This is a genomic window from Sphingomonas sp. UYAg733 (assembly GCF_054057355.1).
In genome coordinates, this window is record NZ_JBSRZE010000002.1 from 114,824 (window position 1) to 129,553 (window position 14,730).

17 protein-coding genes and 1 pseudogene are annotated in these 14,730 nt (G+C 63.3%); 6 read left to right on the forward strand and 12 right to left on the reverse strand.

The genetic code is table 11. The features are described from left to right. Positions 1-22: 22 nt before the first annotated feature. The 6 genes from ACVWZA_RS05550 to ACVWZA_RS05575 form a co-directional block, all read right to left on the reverse strand. Positions 23-292, reverse strand: coding sequence for a hypothetical protein (locus ACVWZA_RS05550; protein WP_457310178.1), 270 nt, complete (start codon positions 290-292; stop codon positions 23-25). Positions 293-520: 228 nt separating this feature from the next. Then, the gene (locus ACVWZA_RS05555; protein ID WP_457310179.1) at positions 521-1,153 is read right to left on the reverse strand and encodes a DUF937 domain-containing protein; all 633 of its coding nucleotides are present in this window, start codon (positions 1,151-1,153) and stop codon (positions 521-523) included. A 51-nt stretch (positions 1,154-1,204) separates the two neighbouring features. Next, complete coding sequence (locus tag ACVWZA_RS05560) at positions 1,205-1,663, reverse strand: hypothetical protein (RefSeq protein ID WP_457310180.1); 459 nt, start codon at positions 1,661-1,663, stop codon at positions 1,205-1,207. 42 nt (positions 1,664-1,705) lie between these two features. Next, positions 1,706-3,349 carry a phosphoenolpyruvate carboxykinase gene (locus ACVWZA_RS05565; protein ID WP_457310526.1) on the reverse strand — a complete coding sequence of 548 codons (1,644 nt, stop codon included), beginning with the start codon at positions 3,347-3,349 and terminating at the stop codon, positions 1,706-1,708. A 282-nt stretch (positions 3,350-3,631) separates the two neighbouring features. Next, positions 3,632-4,285 (reverse strand): glutathione S-transferase family protein, encoded by a 654-nt coding sequence (locus ACVWZA_RS05570; protein WP_457310181.1) that lies wholly within the window; start codon positions 4,283-4,285, stop codon positions 3,632-3,634. Positions 4,286-4,361: 76 nt separating this feature from the next. Further along, entirely contained in the window at positions 4,362-4,796 is a 435-nt protein-coding gene (locus ACVWZA_RS05575; protein ID WP_457310182.1) for a YciI family protein, read from the reverse strand. A gap of 377 nt (positions 4,797-5,173) precedes the next feature. Between ACVWZA_RS05575 and ACVWZA_RS05580 the strand changes: the two genes are divergently transcribed. Next, positions 5,174-6,319: a cytochrome-c peroxidase gene (locus ACVWZA_RS05580; RefSeq protein ID WP_457310183.1), complete on the forward strand. Its 1,146-nt coding sequence runs from the start codon at positions 5,174-5,176 to the stop codon at positions 6,317-6,319. Positions 6,320-6,325: 6 nt separating this feature from the next. On the opposite strand, the gene ACVWZA_RS05585 is transcribed toward ACVWZA_RS05580, so the two are convergent. Continuing rightward, on the reverse strand, positions 6,326-7,969 hold the full coding sequence (locus tag ACVWZA_RS05585) for a hypothetical protein (RefSeq protein ID WP_457310184.1): 1,644 nt from the start codon (positions 7,967-7,969) through the stop codon (positions 6,326-6,328). Positions 7,970-8,141: 172 nt separating this feature from the next. On the opposite strand from ACVWZA_RS05585, the gene ACVWZA_RS05590 reads away from it, so the two are divergent. Next, complete coding sequence (locus ACVWZA_RS05590; RefSeq protein WP_457310185.1) at positions 8,142-8,681, forward strand: ArsR/SmtB family transcription factor; 540 nt, start codon at positions 8,142-8,144, stop codon at positions 8,679-8,681. A gap of 1 nt (position 8,682) precedes the next feature. After that, positions 8,683-9,162, forward strand: a complete 480-nt coding sequence (locus ACVWZA_RS05595; RefSeq protein WP_457310186.1) for an SRPBCC domain-containing protein — start codon at positions 8,683-8,685, stop codon at positions 9,160-9,162. Between the two features lie 101 nt (positions 9,163-9,263). Here ACVWZA_RS05595 and ACVWZA_RS05600 read toward each other — a convergent pair whose 3' ends face one another. From ACVWZA_RS05600 to ACVWZA_RS05610, 3 genes are all read right to left on the reverse strand, one after another. Continuing rightward, positions 9,264-9,869: a cation transporter gene (locus ACVWZA_RS05600; RefSeq protein WP_457310187.1), complete on the reverse strand. Its 606-nt coding sequence runs from the start codon at positions 9,867-9,869 to the stop codon at positions 9,264-9,266. Between the two features lie 221 nt (positions 9,870-10,090). After that, entirely contained in the window at positions 10,091-11,086 is a 996-nt protein-coding gene (gene rsgA, locus ACVWZA_RS05605; protein WP_457310188.1) for a ribosome small subunit-dependent GTPase A, read from the reverse strand. Positions 11,087-11,271: 185 nt separating this feature from the next. Then, the gene (locus tag ACVWZA_RS05610; protein WP_457310189.1) at positions 11,272-11,787 is read right to left on the reverse strand and encodes a MarR family winged helix-turn-helix transcriptional regulator; all 516 of its coding nucleotides are present in this window, start codon (positions 11,785-11,787) and stop codon (positions 11,272-11,274) included. A gap of 79 nt (positions 11,788-11,866) precedes the next feature. Between ACVWZA_RS05610 and ACVWZA_RS05615 the strand changes: the two genes are divergently transcribed. Continuing rightward, a complete protein-coding gene (locus tag ACVWZA_RS05615; RefSeq protein ID WP_457310190.1) occupies positions 11,867-12,343 on the forward strand; it encodes a YkgB family protein in 477 nt (158 codons plus the stop codon). A gap of 26 nt (positions 12,344-12,369) precedes the next feature. On the opposite strand, the gene ACVWZA_RS05620 is transcribed toward ACVWZA_RS05615, so the two are convergent. Both ACVWZA_RS05620 and ACVWZA_RS05625 read right to left on the reverse strand, forming a co-directional pair. Then, positions 12,370-12,564 carry a hypothetical protein gene (locus ACVWZA_RS05620; protein ID WP_457310547.1) on the reverse strand — a complete coding sequence of 65 codons (195 nt, stop codon included), beginning with the start codon at positions 12,562-12,564 and terminating at the stop codon, positions 12,370-12,372. 14 nt (positions 12,565-12,578) lie between these two features. Continuing rightward, positions 12,579-12,671, reverse strand: a pseudogene (locus ACVWZA_RS05625) (fasciclin domain-containing protein); the annotation flags it as partial. 365 nt (positions 12,672-13,036) lie between these two features. Between ACVWZA_RS05625 and ACVWZA_RS05630 the strand changes: the two are divergent. After that, positions 13,037-13,825 carry an SDR family NAD(P)-dependent oxidoreductase gene (locus ACVWZA_RS05630; protein WP_457310192.1) on the forward strand — a complete coding sequence of 263 codons (789 nt, stop codon included), beginning with the start codon at positions 13,037-13,039 and terminating at the stop codon, positions 13,823-13,825. Next, positions 13,825-14,721, forward strand: coding sequence for a glycoside hydrolase family 130 protein (locus ACVWZA_RS05635; RefSeq protein WP_457310193.1), 897 nt, complete (start codon positions 13,825-13,827; stop codon positions 14,719-14,721). Before ACVWZA_RS05630 ends, ACVWZA_RS05635 begins: the two co-directional genes overlap by 1 nt. Positions 14,722-14,730: the final 9 nt, after the last annotated feature.

Below are 14,730 nucleotides of genomic sequence, written 5' to 3' on the forward strand. Positions count from 1 at the left end.
CTCGAAGCCGGGGAAACACCGATCATTTCTTGCCGAACAACCCGCCAGCCAGACCAGCGAGATCGTCGAGCGGATTGCCGTCGCCGTCGCGATCGAGCATGCCGCCAACCTTGCCCATGACGCCGCCGGCACCACCGGACGCGCCGAGCAGGCTGGCGAACTGGCCGAGCGACCCTTCATCACCGATATGGCCGACGATCTGCTGCAGAATATCGGGCGAAAGGACCGTCGCCGTGGCTGCGGTCTCGACCGTGTCGCCCGGTTCGGGATGCGCGTGGACGAGCGCAGTCACCGCGCTTTCGGCTTGTTCGGGCGTCAGGCCGACCTTCCCGCCAGATTCTTGATATCGACATTGCCGGCCACCTGGCCAAGCAGTCTATCGAGCAATCCCATGATCATTCCCTTCGACTCGGAAGATGCCGTCAGCGGCTCCGCAAGCTAAGCCGAACCGGCCGCACGAGCGAATCGTCCAGGCACAGCGCAACCGGGCCGAGCGCCCGATCAGGTCGATCGGTGCGGCTCAGCGGCCGGTGAGCTTGCCCGCCATACCAAGGATATCGTCGAGCGGGTTGCCGTCATGATTCATGTCGATCAGCGACCCTAGTCCGCCCCAACCCGACGTTGCCGGTGCCGCAGGGGCGGGCTGCGGCGCCGCCTGCTGACCACCGCCGAAAATCGATCCGACGATACCGCCGAGCATGCCGCCAAGGCCGCCTGGCTGGCTTCCCGCCGTACCGACCTGTGAACCTCCGGCCTGCTTCGCAAGATAGCCCGCGACCGCCATCGCCAGCAGCGGCAGCATCTTCTTGAGCAAGTCGGATGAAACACCGCTCTGCGCGGCGGCATGATCGGCAACAGTGCGGCTGACGTCCTTCGACCCGAAAATCTGTCCCAGAACATTGTTGCCGGCTTCGACGTCGCTGGCGCCGGGCGCGAGCACATTGGCAAGCAGACCACCGCCCCCCAGGCTGCCGAGAATATCGGCAAGGCCCCCCAACCCGTCGGGATGCTGCTGCGCCTGGCCCTTCATCCCGCCGAGGATCGCCGGCAGCAACGCGGCCGCGCCCGCCTGTGCGGTTCCTTCGTCGATACCGAGCTGACTGGAAATGGCGCTGATGCCGCCTGCCCGATTGATGATGTCCATCACGTTCATTATCGTGCTCCCCATCGCCTGCGATCAGACTAGGAGCGTATCGCGGTGTTGTCAGCCTGAAACGTCAGGCAGCGGGGTCAGGTCGGGCGGCGCGAACGCGCGCCGTGCCGCGACGGTGAACAGGCGCTGCGGGCTATAGAAGCGCAGCGGCCAGTCGCGCTGCCCCGCGGGAGAGGCAAGCAGCGCGTTGACCGTGTCGGTCAATGGCTCATCCGGCATGCGACCCGACAGATGCAGCCTGATCCCGGCAACGAAACATCGCGTGATCGTATCGTGAAAGCCCTGCGTGTCGTCGTTCACCCCGCCGACGCTTTCACTATAGGCGGCGATGATCCCGGCGATCTCCGCATCGACATCCACGTCCGGCCGGTCGCGGATCAGCCACAGCGTCGCGCCGAGATGGGCTTCATGCGTCCAGCCGGCCTTGGGCAGCGTGCACGCTAGCAACCCCTCCCCGATCCGGCGGATCGTGGCGCCACCGGCAAAGGGGCGGAACGGCAAGTCGGTCATCGATCGGGCTTTCTCTAGTGGCCCGATCGATGATCAGGCGTATCAGGCGGCTTCGGTGGCTCGAACGCGTGGTGCCGATTGTCGGACGCCTTCGTCGACATGGGGTGCGAACTCGGCGAAATTCTCGACGAACTGATCGACCAGCCTGGCCGCGGTCGCGTCATAATCTGCCTTGTTTGCCCAGGTCTGGCGTGGATCGAGGATCGCACTGTCGACCCCGGCCACCGCGACCGGTACCTTGAACCCGAAATTGGGATCGGTGCGGAACTCGGCATTGTTGAGACTGCCGTCGAGCGCTGCGTTGAGCAGCGCGCGCGTCGCCTTGATCGGCATGCGCTTGCCGACACCATATTTGCCGCCGGTCCAGCCGGTATTGACCAGCCAGCAATCAACCCCGCCCTTGGCAATCCGCTCCTTCAGCAGGTTGCCGTAGACCGACGGGTGGCGCGGCATGAAGGGCGCGCCGAAGCAGGTCGAGAAGGTCGCGCTCGGTTCGGTCACGCCGATCTCGGTGCCCGCAACGCGCGCGGTATAGCCGGAGAGGAAATGATACATCGCCTGATCGGGCGTCAGCTTGGAGATCGGCGGCAGGATGCCGTACGCGTCGGCGGTCAGGAAGATGATGTTGCGCGGTACTGGCCCCATATTCTTTTCCGACGCATTGGGGATGAAATCGATCGGATAGGCGCCGCGGCTATTCTCCGCGAGGCTGTCGTCGTCGAGGTCGAGCACGCGCGTGACCTGGTCCATCACGACATTTTCCAGGATCGTGCCGAAGCGTTTGGTGGTGGCGAAGATCTCCGGCTCGGCATCGGCCGAGAGGCGGATCATCTTGGCGTAGCAACCACCCTCGAAATTGAACACGGCGGTGTCCGACCAGCCATGCTCGTCGTCGCCGATCAGCGTGCGGCTGGCATCGGCGCTGAGCGTCGTCTTGCCCGTGCCCGACAGGCCGAAGAACACCGCAGTGTCGCCACTCAGGCCCATATTGGCCGAACAATGCATCGGCATCACGCCGGTCGGCGGCAGCAGATAATTGAGCAGGCCGAACACCGATTTCTTCATCTCGCCGGCATAACGCGTGCCGCCGATCAGGATCAGCTTCTCGGTGAAATTGACCGCGATCACCGTCTCGCTGCGGCAGCCATGCTTGGCCGGATCGGCGGCAAAACTGGGCAAATCGATGATCGTGTAGTCGGCGACGAAGCTACGCAACTGGCTTTCTTCCGGACGCACCAGCATCGTGCGGATGAAGCTATTGTGCCAGGCGAGCTCGGTCACGACGCGGACATTGACCCGGTGCTCTGGCTGCGATCCACCGAACAAGTCCTGGATGAACAGATCTTCCTTGCTCTTCAGCGCGGCAAGGAAGTCGGTCTTCAGCGCGGCGAAATGCTCCGGGCTCATCGCCTTGTTGCTCTTGCCCCACCAGACGTTGCTCTCGGTCTCCGCATCGCGCACGATGAACTTGTCCTGCGCCGATCGCCCGGTATGCGCGCCGGTCTCAACCACCAGCGGGCCGTCGGCGGACAATTTGCCCTCACCACGCGAAATCGCGGCCTGGATCAGGCGCGCGGTTACCAGGTTCCAGTGCAGATTGGCGCGGGTTTCGATGCCCTGCGCTTCAAGGCCTGCGTCGGGAATGCGATCGCTCACGATATCTCTCCGAAATTGTCTGGCGGACATTGCCGCATAATATTTATCGACGGGCGCATATCGCCGCTTCGCCAGAGCGTCAAACACATGGATGTCTCACGGGACAGTAATCCATGTCTCGCCGGGACACTCGCAACACCGGTTCGATTTTCGCGCAGCCATCGGAAGCGCCATGAGCAGCTTCGCTGGCCCTGCTGAATAGACGGAAAGAACGCGCCCATGCCACGTGTCATGACAGTGATGGCACGGCAAGCGGCTCAGTCGCAGGCGGGCGCCATCTTCGCGCGCCACGCCTGCGACTGGGCGGATCCTTCAACCGGCCGGTGGCGGCGCGGCATTGATTGCCAGTTGCGCAGCGAAAGCCCGCTTATAGGCGTGCCGCGCCTCGCCGCGCGCGACATAGTCGGCCAGGTTCGGATATTCGTCCAGAATGCCCGACATTCTCAGTCTGAGCAGGACCGATACCATCAGAAGGTCGCCAGCGCAAAAAATGCCGTCGAGCCATTCGGCATCCCCCAGGCGAACCGAAAGCTGGTTTAACCGGACACGCAGACGCTCCACGACCAGCGGCAGGCGCTCCTCAGCCCAGGGCTTGTCGTCTTCGAATATCCTGGCGATCGTGAGATCGAGGATCGGCGGCTCCACCGTGTTGAGCGCGGCAAACATCCAGGTGATCGCACGCGCCCGGGCATTGGCGTCCTCCGGCAACAGACCGGCATGATGCTCGGCAATATGGAAAACGATCGCGCCGGTCTCGAACACGGCGAGATCGCCTTCCTCATAAGTGGGAATCTGGCCGAAGGGATGAAGCGCCAGATGCGCGGGCTCTTTCATCGCCTGGAACGAGACGAGGCGAACCTTATAGGGCTGGCCCACTTCTTCGATCGCCCAGCGAACGCGCGTGTCGCGCGCCAGCCCCCTGCCGCCGTCGGGTGAGCGCTCAAAGGCGGTAATAGTGATTGTCATTGGAATACTCCGTGTGATCGCAAGGCGCTTTTTCGACCGGGGCCGCAGGGGAGATAGGCCGGCTCAGCCGGCGGTATCAGGCGACGCCGAGCCTCCCGCGTTCTCCGTCACGCGGCGCCGCGAGCTCCTCGGGCGTCACGAAGTCGGCCAGATCCGCCACCTCGAAGAACGGCCGGAGCTCGATTTCGCTCGGGCCCGACATGGGGTTGGGGCAACGCTTCGCCCAGGCCACGGCCTCGTCCATGTCCCTGACCTCCCAGATCGAGAAGCCGGCAACCAGCTCGCGGGCCTCGGCGAACGGCCCGTCGATCACCGTGCGGCTGGCGCCGTCATAGGTGATGCGCTTGGCTTCCGCGCCGGACTTCAGACCGGCGGCCGCCACAAAGACGCCGGCCTGAACCAGCTCTTCGGTGAACCGGTCCATCGCCGCGAACGCCTCGATCATCTCGGGCGTGGGGGACATGCCCTTTTCGCTGTCCTCAGTTGCTTTCACGAACACCATAACGCGCATCGTCTGCCTCCTTGTTCGAGCCCGCCCGTTTGGCGTCTCATCGGAACGACGAACGAGTTTGTCGGAAATCGACATCGTTCTGCAAATTTTTTCCCGACTGTCGAAGCGCGCGGCGGGTACGGCTGTTGTTCAGCTGAATTTTGGCCCGAGGCATCTCGCCGACTTCGTCTTGCGGTCAGCCTCCTCAGGCGAAGGTTTTGCCGGTTTGAATGCCGCTATGGCCAATATTGGCCGTTTGACGCCCGCCCGCTTTCCAGCCGATGACTATAAGAGCCACCTACCATCTCGGGAGCGCGGCTCGGGAAAGCTATCGCCCCGGCGCCAAAACAACGTTACGAAACAACGGACAAAAAGGGGTTGCGATGCGCTTGGGGAGCATGAAGGGGCTGGTCGCGAGCGCTTTGATGCTGATGCTTGCGCTGACCGCATGCGGAGGAAGCGTTCAGCCGTCCGCCACCCCTGCTGGCGTCGCGGAGCACACCACCATCGACTTCGCAGACGTCGCCGATTATTCCACGCCAACGCTTCCTGCCTATTTCGATCGGACGACCACGGCGCTGGACAACAGCCCGGCTTCCAACGCCATCAATAATCGGGTGGCGACGCTCGGACGAGTGCTGTTCTACGATCTGCGGCTGAGCACCAATGACCGGGCCTCATGTGCATCCTGTCATCGGCAGGCGCTCGGCTTTACCGACTCGATGCGGTTCAGCAATGGGATCAGCAGCGCCGCCACCACCGACTTCCACGCGATGCGGCTCGGCAACCTCCGCTATTGGCAGCCCGGCTCCACCTTTTGGGATCGGCGCGCGGCCAGCGTGGAGGCGCAGGCGAGCCTCCCGATCCACAGCCTGGTCGAAATGGGATGGGGCGGGGCCGCGGGCGGCTTTGACTCCCTGATCCGGAAAATGGGCGCGACGGACTATTACCCCGATCTGTTCGCCTGGGCGTTCGGCAGCTCCACGATCACCGAAACGCGTATTCAGCGGGCGCTCGCTCAGTTCGTGCGCGCGATGATCTCGCACTCGAGCCGGTGGGACACGGGCTATGCGCGGGTCTTTTCGCCCACCGCGCCAAACCGCGCGCTGAACGTCGACCTGCAAAACTTCACACCGGAGGAAAATCGCGGCCGAAAGCTGTTCATGACAAGCGCCGGGCAAGACGGCGCAGGCTGTTCCTCCTGTCATCTTCCTCCGACCTTCGCCCTGGCGGCAAACGCGCGAAGCAACGGTCTGGATGCCGGAGAAAAGCGCCTGTTCAAGGCGCCCTCGCTGCGGAGCGTCGGACTTACGGGGCCGTATATGCACGACGGCCGCTTCACGATCCTGGCCGATGTCGTCGATTTCTACGACCACGGCATTCAGGACGGCCCGGCGCTCGATAATCGCCTGCGCCAGGGTGGCAAGCCGCAGCGCCTGAACCTCAGCACGGCGGATCGGGCAGCGCTTGTCGCTTTCCTGGGAACGCTGACCGACCGCGTCCTCACGACAGATGCCCGGTTCAGCGATCCATTTCGTCGGTAAGGGCGTCTAGGCGCGGATCGAATATAAGGTCGCGTTGCTGATCGCGTACACCGCACCATCGGCGCCGACCAGCGTCGGCGTATAGGCCTGGCCGCGTCCGGCGTTGAGCCGCACGCTCTGCGAGAACGTGTTCGTGATGAGGTCCCAACGATACATCACACCGTCCTCGTTATTCGCGAGGATCGACTTGCGCAGCGGATCCGCGGCCATCGTGTTGATGCACCATTCGCTCCGTGCCGTGGCCGAGCTTCCGTCCGGCGTGGGCCCGAGGATCGTCATCACTTCGCGCATCACCTGCACGCCCGGCACGATCGCATCGGCCTGGCTCGCTTTCGGGTCCAGCACGGCAATCCGGTTGAGTCCGTCGCCAGTCCCCACGCCGGCGTAGTTGTTGTATTTCTGCGCCAGTAAATAGGTCGATGTGCCGGTGTAGGACGGCACCATCGAGGCGGGGATCAGGCTGGGCGACACGTCCCACCCGAAGCTGCCAGGAACACCCACCGGATTGAGCAGCGCATCGAACTGCAGCAGCCAGCCCCGCGCATTATGCGTCGGGAATGTCGTTTCCAGCACGCCATAGAACACGCGACCGTCGGGACCGACCACCGGCGACGCCGTGCCATCATCACTCAGACGCGCAGGCGTGAGCAGGTTCGGGTCCGTCAACGCCACCTTGGCGCGGGTCGCGAGCGTTGTGCTGTTGAGCGCGAGCAGGAAGCCCGACTGCGTTGCACTCGTCGAGCCCCGGTTCACCGCGATGTAGACCGTGGTGCCGTCGATCGAGATGGCAGGCGCGCAATTCATCACGGGCTTCTGGATCGAAGCATCGCCCGCCGCCGCGGCAACGCCGACCCAGATGCCCGTGCCGTCGGGCGCGACGCGCGCGATGCCGCTCACCAGCCCCGCCGGATTTGCGCCGGTCACCAGGAAGCCGAAAAAGATGTTGCCCAGCGCATCTGCCGTGAGTGGCGTGTTGATGAACACGCTGCCGTCGAACGCAGCGGGATTGGCGTTGTACGCGGCGGCGCCGTAAAACAGATGCGATGCGACGGTCCCGGTGGCCGCGTCCGCATCGTCGCGCACCAGCAGCTTGCCGCCGCCGCCCGGCGCATAGAGGCGACCAGGCTGTGTGAGCAGCACATTGTACGGCGGCACCCAATTGTGCGGCGGTGTGGTGTAATCGCTGGTCGCCGACCAGATAAGCGCGCCCGTCGTCCCGTTACGGCCTTCGACGCGATAGCCACCGGTGGCCGTCGTCTTGACCGGGATCACCACTGTGTTGTGCGTTGTCACGACCGGCGAGCCGTAATGCGTGAGCAGCGCGCCGCTCGGCGTGTATTGCGGCGCAAGGTCGACCGCGGATTGCCACGCGATGCGCCCAAGGTCCTGCGAAGCGATCGCGCTTACCGCGGTGTGCTGCGCATCATGGCCGTAACTGAACCATGCGGGGCCCGTCACGGGCGTGGGGGTCGGGGTCGGCGTGGGGGTCGGCGTGGGCGCTGGCTTAGGGGTCGGCGAAGGCGCCGGCGACCCGCCGCCGCCGCTGCCGCATGCGGTGAGCATGGCATATGACGACAGCATCGCAAGCGTGCTGCGCCGCGAAACAAGGGAGGAGGAAAGTGGTCCGGGCGGGACAGGATTGTTGCTCATGGCTTCCAGCATATCCTTTGGTTCGACGCGATGCGTCGCTTCACATACCCTGATGAACCTTATGAGCGGCTCTTTGTCCACTATCCACCACCCGGGTTGTTAGCACCAGACCGTGATCGCGTAAGATTATCATCGTCACAGCCGAGAAATCCTGGGGACAGATTCTACACGGATGCGCCAAGACCACACACGCCGGGGCGAACTACAGCGGTCGGAAGCTGCGGTCGCGCAGCTCGTCACGCCCGAGGGCGTCAATGGCGCGGCGTCTGGAAGGAGACGTCTCGTTGCTCATCGCCTCTCAAATGAGATTGTAAGGTTTTTACCAAACTATCTTGACGAGCGAATGCGCATCACTATAGTTAGGTACATGCCTAACCAATCTGCACTTGTTGCGAAGTTTGCGGCGCTCGGCGATCCGACGCGGCTGGCCATCGTGGATCGCCTCGCCGGCGGGCCGTGTAGCGTCACCGAGTTGGCCGAACCCTTCGCGATGCGGCTGCCATCGTTCATGCAGCACCTGCGCATGCTTGAGGCAAGCGGCATGGTGGCGTCGACAAAGGCTGGCCGCGTACGAACTTTCCGCCTTGAGCCTGCCTCGCTGAAGGAAGCTGAACGCTGGATCGGGCAGCGCAGCGAGATGTGGGCGCGACGGCTCGATGACTTGGGCGACTATCTCGAAGCGACCACACAATCCACCACCAGGGAAGAATGAGATGACAAAGCACAAAGCAGTGCCTTCACGCATTGAGATCGAGCGCCAGTACGACGCCTCCCCAGAGCGGGTGTTCTCAGCCTGGGCATCGCCGGAAGCCCTTCTCGGTTGGGGGACGCCGGGTGAAGGATGGGAAATCAAGATCGAGGCCTTTTCTTTCGAACCCGGCGGCGAGCAGATAACGCGCTTCGGCCCTGGCAATGGCGAGGTGTACCTCAACCGGAGCCGTTACCACGACATCTTGCCCGGTTTCCGGATCGTCTCCAGCGGTTCCATGTGCCGCGGGTCGGAGCCGCTGTTCGCGGGTGTGCTGACTGTCGAGCTGGAGCCTGTGGGCGAAGGCTGCCTGCTGCGCCTGACCGAGCTGGGTGTGTTCCTCGACGGACGCGACCTGCCGGAAAACCACCAGGATGGCTGGCGGTCCATGCTGGACAGGCTGGCCAGGCAACTCGCCGCGACCCCCACCTTGGCGCAAGCTTGAAGTGAGTCGACCATGGTCGATGGTGGCGGCATCCTGTGGGAGGCGAACCCGATAATGTGCCGCCTCGCCCGGTCGAGGGAGGATCCCCCGATGCCCTCCGATCAGGCGGCGGCGGCGTGCTCTGCGCGCGCTGCGTTCCAAACCTCCCGCGCCGCATCCGCGTTCATAACGGCGATTGCCAGGCCCACGATCAGGTCGGGCCACGCGGCGCGCCATACAAGCGCTGTGGTGAGCGCTGCCACCACGATAGCCACATTGGCGAACGCGTCGTTACGAGCCGACAGGAACGCCGCCTTGGTCAGGCTCCCGCTATGATCGCGGTATCGCGTCAGCATGAATGCGCAGCTGAGATTGACCGCAAGTGCCCCCAGCGCTGCCAGCGACAATGGCACCGGATCAGGCGCGACCGGCGTGTTGAACTTCTCCCACGCGGTCCAGAGCGTCGCGAGTCCTGGAATGAGCAGGATCGCCGCCAGCGCCATGCCGATGCGCGCGCGGTTCTTCGCGCTCCATGCCAGTGCCGCGACGATCAGCAGATTCACCGAAGCATCCTCGAGGAAATCCACTGAATCGGCGAAAAGCGAAACCGATCCGATCCGAAGGGCAACGATGAACTCGACACCGAAATACGCCAGGTTGAGCAGCGCAACCGTGGTGACGACGCGCCGAAGCGCTGGGTCGGCGCCGTTCGGACAGGCTCGATTCATTCCAGTTTCCCTAAGCCGCGCGCGTGGCCGCACGCCAAACAACATGCCCAATGAAAGGATGGCGCTCGCACATAGCTGATTGAGGAGCGTGACCCAATTGAACCAAATAACCAGCCTCGATTAATGCCAGGCTCGATTAATGACATTGCGTGAGCCCCAACAGTATTTTCGGCACCTTGAGCGCCGGCGCCCGGGTCGTAGCGGCTTCGACGGCAACGCGATTATCGGCGGCGTTTGGTGGGATACATGGCGGTCACGCCGTCCTCCGCCGCCAGCTGGCGCCAGCGATTGAAACGCTCCGCTGTCAGCGTCCCCTCGGCGATCGCTGCCCGAACGGCGCAGCCGGGTTCGCCGCCATGCGCGCAATCCGAGAAGCGGCAGCCTTGCGCCACCAGGATAAAGTCATCGAAAACCTCCGATATCCCGGCGGCCGCATCGGACAATTGCAATTCGCGCATGCCGGGGGTGTCGAGCAACCAGCCGCCGCGATCCAGCCGATGCATTTCGCGCGCGGTGGTCGTGTGGCGCCCCGTATCGTCGTGTGGGCGGATCGCCTGAGTGGCGATGCTGTCCGAACCGCGCAATGTATTGACGAGCGTCGATTTGCCGACGCCCGATGAACCCAGAAGCGCCACGGTTTTGCCCTTGCCGCACCATGCGGCGAGGCAAGCCACGCTGGCGGAATCGCGGCCGTTGACCATTTCGACCCGCAATCCGGGCTCGATCGCGCGCGCCGCTGCGGCGAAAGTCTCCGGCGTGTCCGTCAGGTCTGTCTTGGTGAGAACCACGACCGGGTTCACCCCCACCTCGCGCGCCAACACCAGATAGCGCTCCAGCCGCGCGACGCTGAAATCCTGATTGCAGGATGCGACGATGAACAGCGTGTCGACATTGGCGGCGATCATCTGATCCTTGCGTGGATCGCCCGGTGCACGCCGTTTGAACAGGTTCAGCCGACGAAGCACGCGTGTCGGCACAAGCGTGGCGCTATCGATCAGCAGCCAGTCGCCGACCGTCGGATGATCGTCCGAAGGTTGAGCATCGGGTATGTAGGGCGAAACCGAGCGCTGTGGCCCCGCGCCCGCGACGGCGATCTTGCCGCGATGAACAGCCATCACCCGAACGGGATGGCATTGCTGCGCTTCCTCGACCGACACCTGCTCGCTGAAAAAACTATTCCAGCCAAGGTCTTCCAAAGTCTCAGCAGTCGATTTCATATGGCGGCAGCGTCTTCTTTCTCACCCGTCAAAGCGATTTACCCGCATCGGGCATATGCCAGGCTCCGCTAACATGGTTCGTTGCGACATCCTACCAAGCTGGTGTAGCATGGTCGATCCAATCGCGAGAAGCAGCCGTTCGTTCAACCAACGTCGTGACGGCGGTAGAAACGGGCTGCCCGCACTTAAGCAAACACGCCAAAAATATTCATCGGGCAATCAAGGCATCGGGTCTCGTCGCACAGGCGGCACACGTTGAGCGCCGACACAGCATCGCTGGGAAGGCGCGGAAGGATGGCCTCGGCGACCCGTTCCAGAACAGCTCGGTCGGCGGGGTCAACCGCGCTAAGCAGGTCGTCGAGCACCATGCGACGACGCTCGAGCAGCGCGGCGCGGGTTTCACGCCCGGACTGCGTCAGCGTCAGCGTGACCGATCGCCGATCGTGTTCGGCGGCCGTTCGCGCGGCGAGGCCCTTTTCCACCAGCCGATCGACGACACGAACCGCACCGGGATGCGAGAGCCGCAATACGCCGCTCAATATATTGATCGAGAGGCCCGGCGCATGACCGATGACGACGAGAGCGGCTGCAGCCTCACCCCCTAGCCCGGTCTCATCGAGGCTTGCCCGCCGCACTCTGTCGGCGATGCCGAGCGCCAGCGCACCAATGAGATTGCTCAATCGATCGGATGGATCACGCATATAGTTGCCTCATAGGCTGGAAACGATATAAGGCAACTATATGCATGACGCATACATCATAGCGAGACAGGAGATCGACATGCTTTCATCGTTCAGCGTCGCGGAAAAGACTTCCGGCTCGCGAGGGTCGCTCGCATTGCTGCGCTGGGCGCTGGTGGTGATCTTCCTGTGGTTCGGGTGCATGAAATTCACCAGCTATGAGGCGATGGGAATCGCACCGCTGATGCAGAATAGCCCAATCATGAGCTGGATTCCCGCAAGTTTCGGCGTGCAAGGCGCAAGTCACTTCATCGGCGTCATCGAGCTTGTTACCGCGGCAGCGCTCGCCATTGGTGCCATCAACCCGATCGCGTCCGCGCTCGGCGCCGCGATGTCGTGCCTGACCTATGCCACAACCCTGACATTTCTTTTGAGCACGCCCGGCGTGTCCGAACCGACCGCAGGCGGGTTTCCTGCCATTTCGGCTGGCACGGGGCAGTTCCTGTTGAAAGATCTGGTGCTGCTCGCGGCGTCCGCCTGCCTCCTGCTGGCATCGATACGACCGTCAAAGACCTGATCTGGCGATCGTGCGCCTTCGGGAATTTACGGGTCTTCGTGGCACCACCGCATCGGGTCGTTGGGGTCTAATCGCTGCGTGCGCCACGTACGCAAGACGTCGCCGTGTGAGCGCTTACTAGCGACGATATCCGCCTCGGTGACGGCGCTTGCGACCGCATGGCCGCCCATCGTGACCTTGAGCTTGGTGAGGTTGGCGTGCTTGACCAGATCGTCGAGCATCGCCTCACCTTGTCGAACGCCAGGTCATTGGGCGCGAAGACGGTGATCGGCCCGGGCGATTGCAGCCAGCCGGGGACGCCCGCCGCCTTGCCGGCTTTGAGCAGCATCGTGAAATGACCGTCGGCCTTTGCGGTCTCGACGATGTTGGCGGCATAGCCCGCGATCGGAACTGGCGCGACCGTCACGGCTATCAACGCCGTTCGGCAGGAAAAATGATCTCAAGGCTCGTCTCCTGTTTGAATAGGAACGATCTGAAAAAACAGCGCGGCGATGCAAAAAACCCCGCTCCGGTGACCGGAATTACGCGAAAAGGTCGGTTCGCGCAGGATCAGTCAAGTAACCGCAGGATTTGTCCCGGCGAACTCACTGGCGCCGGACCCAACAAGCGATCAGCCCGTTCGGCACCATGTTCGTTTCTTCGGCAGATCCAGGTCGAAGCAACGCGTCCACACTCGAATTTTCGGAGATTATGGTGACAGATTCAGGCAAGCAACTCGCGGGCGCAGTGGCGATGATCACCGGCGCCAGCTCGGGCATCGGCAAGGCGACGGCAATCCTGTTCGCGCAACAGGGCGCCGCGGTCATCGTCGTCCACCACGATCATCCAAAGGAAGCCGACGCGGTGGTCGACGCGATCGTCGATGCCGGCGGCAAGGCGATCGCGGTGGCGGCCGATGTGCGCGACGAAAAAGCAGTCGATATGGCGTTCGATCGTGCGACCAAAGCCTTCGGGGCGCCGACTGTGCTGGTCAATGCCGCCGGTGTCGATGCGGCCGGCATCCCCGTTGCAGACATGGAACTCGACCATTTCGAAGACGTGCTGCAGACCAATCTGGTCGGCCCCTTCCTGTTTTGCCGCGCCCTTGTCCGCGGGCTAAAGGCCACGAAATCAAATGGCAGGATTATCAACGTGACCTCGGTGCACGAAGACATCCCGCGCGCCGGCGCTGCGGATTATTGCGCGTCCAAGGGCGGCTTGCGGAACCTCACCCGTTGCCTCGCGCTCGAACTCGCCGAACACGGTATCACCGTCAACAATCTTGCTCCCGGCATGATCCTGACGCCAATGAACCAGGAAGCAATCGACGATCCCAAGGTCCGCGAGGAACAGGTCGCGAGCATCCCGATGAAGCGCGCCGGCGAGCCAGAGGAGATTGCCAAGCTGGCGCTGTATCTCGCGTCCGATGCCGCCGCCTATGCGACAGGAGCGACGTTCACGCTCGACGGCGGGCTGCAGATGAACCTGGGGCAAGGCGCCTGATGTCCGGCTGGGAAGTCGTGGAAGTCGCGCCACTGACGATGCACCGCACCAATCGATTGGCCGACATGTATCTGCTCAGTCCGTTCGTGTGGCTCGACGGTGAGGTCTATCACCTGCTCGTGCGCGCTGTGCCGCGGCGCGATGACGAACCACGGCTCAAGATGGCCGAGATCTGGCACGGCGTTTCATCCGACGGCTTCCATTTCGAGATGGAGGAGGCACCGACGATCTGGCCTGGGCCGGATCTGATCGATCTCGATGGTTGCGAGGATCCCACAGTCCATATGGACGGGCCGCTACTGCGCGTGTGGTACACCGGCTATAACGAGAAGCAGCAGACGGGGCGCCTCTTGCTCGCGCGGGGGCCGGATGTAGCGCGGCTCGCCAAGGCTGGTCTGGCGATCGATTCCATGCCGGATTTCACCAATCCGAAGGAAGCGACCGTTGCCGCGATGGGCAAAGGCAAGTGGCGCATGTTCTTCGAATATGCCCATGAAGGTGCCTCATTGATCGGCCAGGCGGAGACCGGCGATCTCGACGGCCCGTGGGAGGACGTCGCACAAGCAGCCATCCAGCCCCGCCCCGATCGCTGGGATTGCTGGCACCTCAGCCCCGGCCCGATCGTCGACGAAGGCAGCGCCTCGCCCGGCATGTTCTACAATGGCGCGACGCAGGACGCGAAGTGGCGGATCGGCTGGGCGAGTTTCGACGCAAAGCTTGGCAAGGTTACCGCGCGATGTGATGAGCCGCTGATTATACCGCGGGGACTTGTCGGCGCCGGCTCGACCGACATCGCGTTTGCTGCCTCAGCGGTCGAACTGGATAATGAGGTTTTGCTCTATTTTTCCCAGTCGGACCAGGATCTGCGCTGCGCCCGGCTGCGGCGAAAGAAATGAACGCTGCGG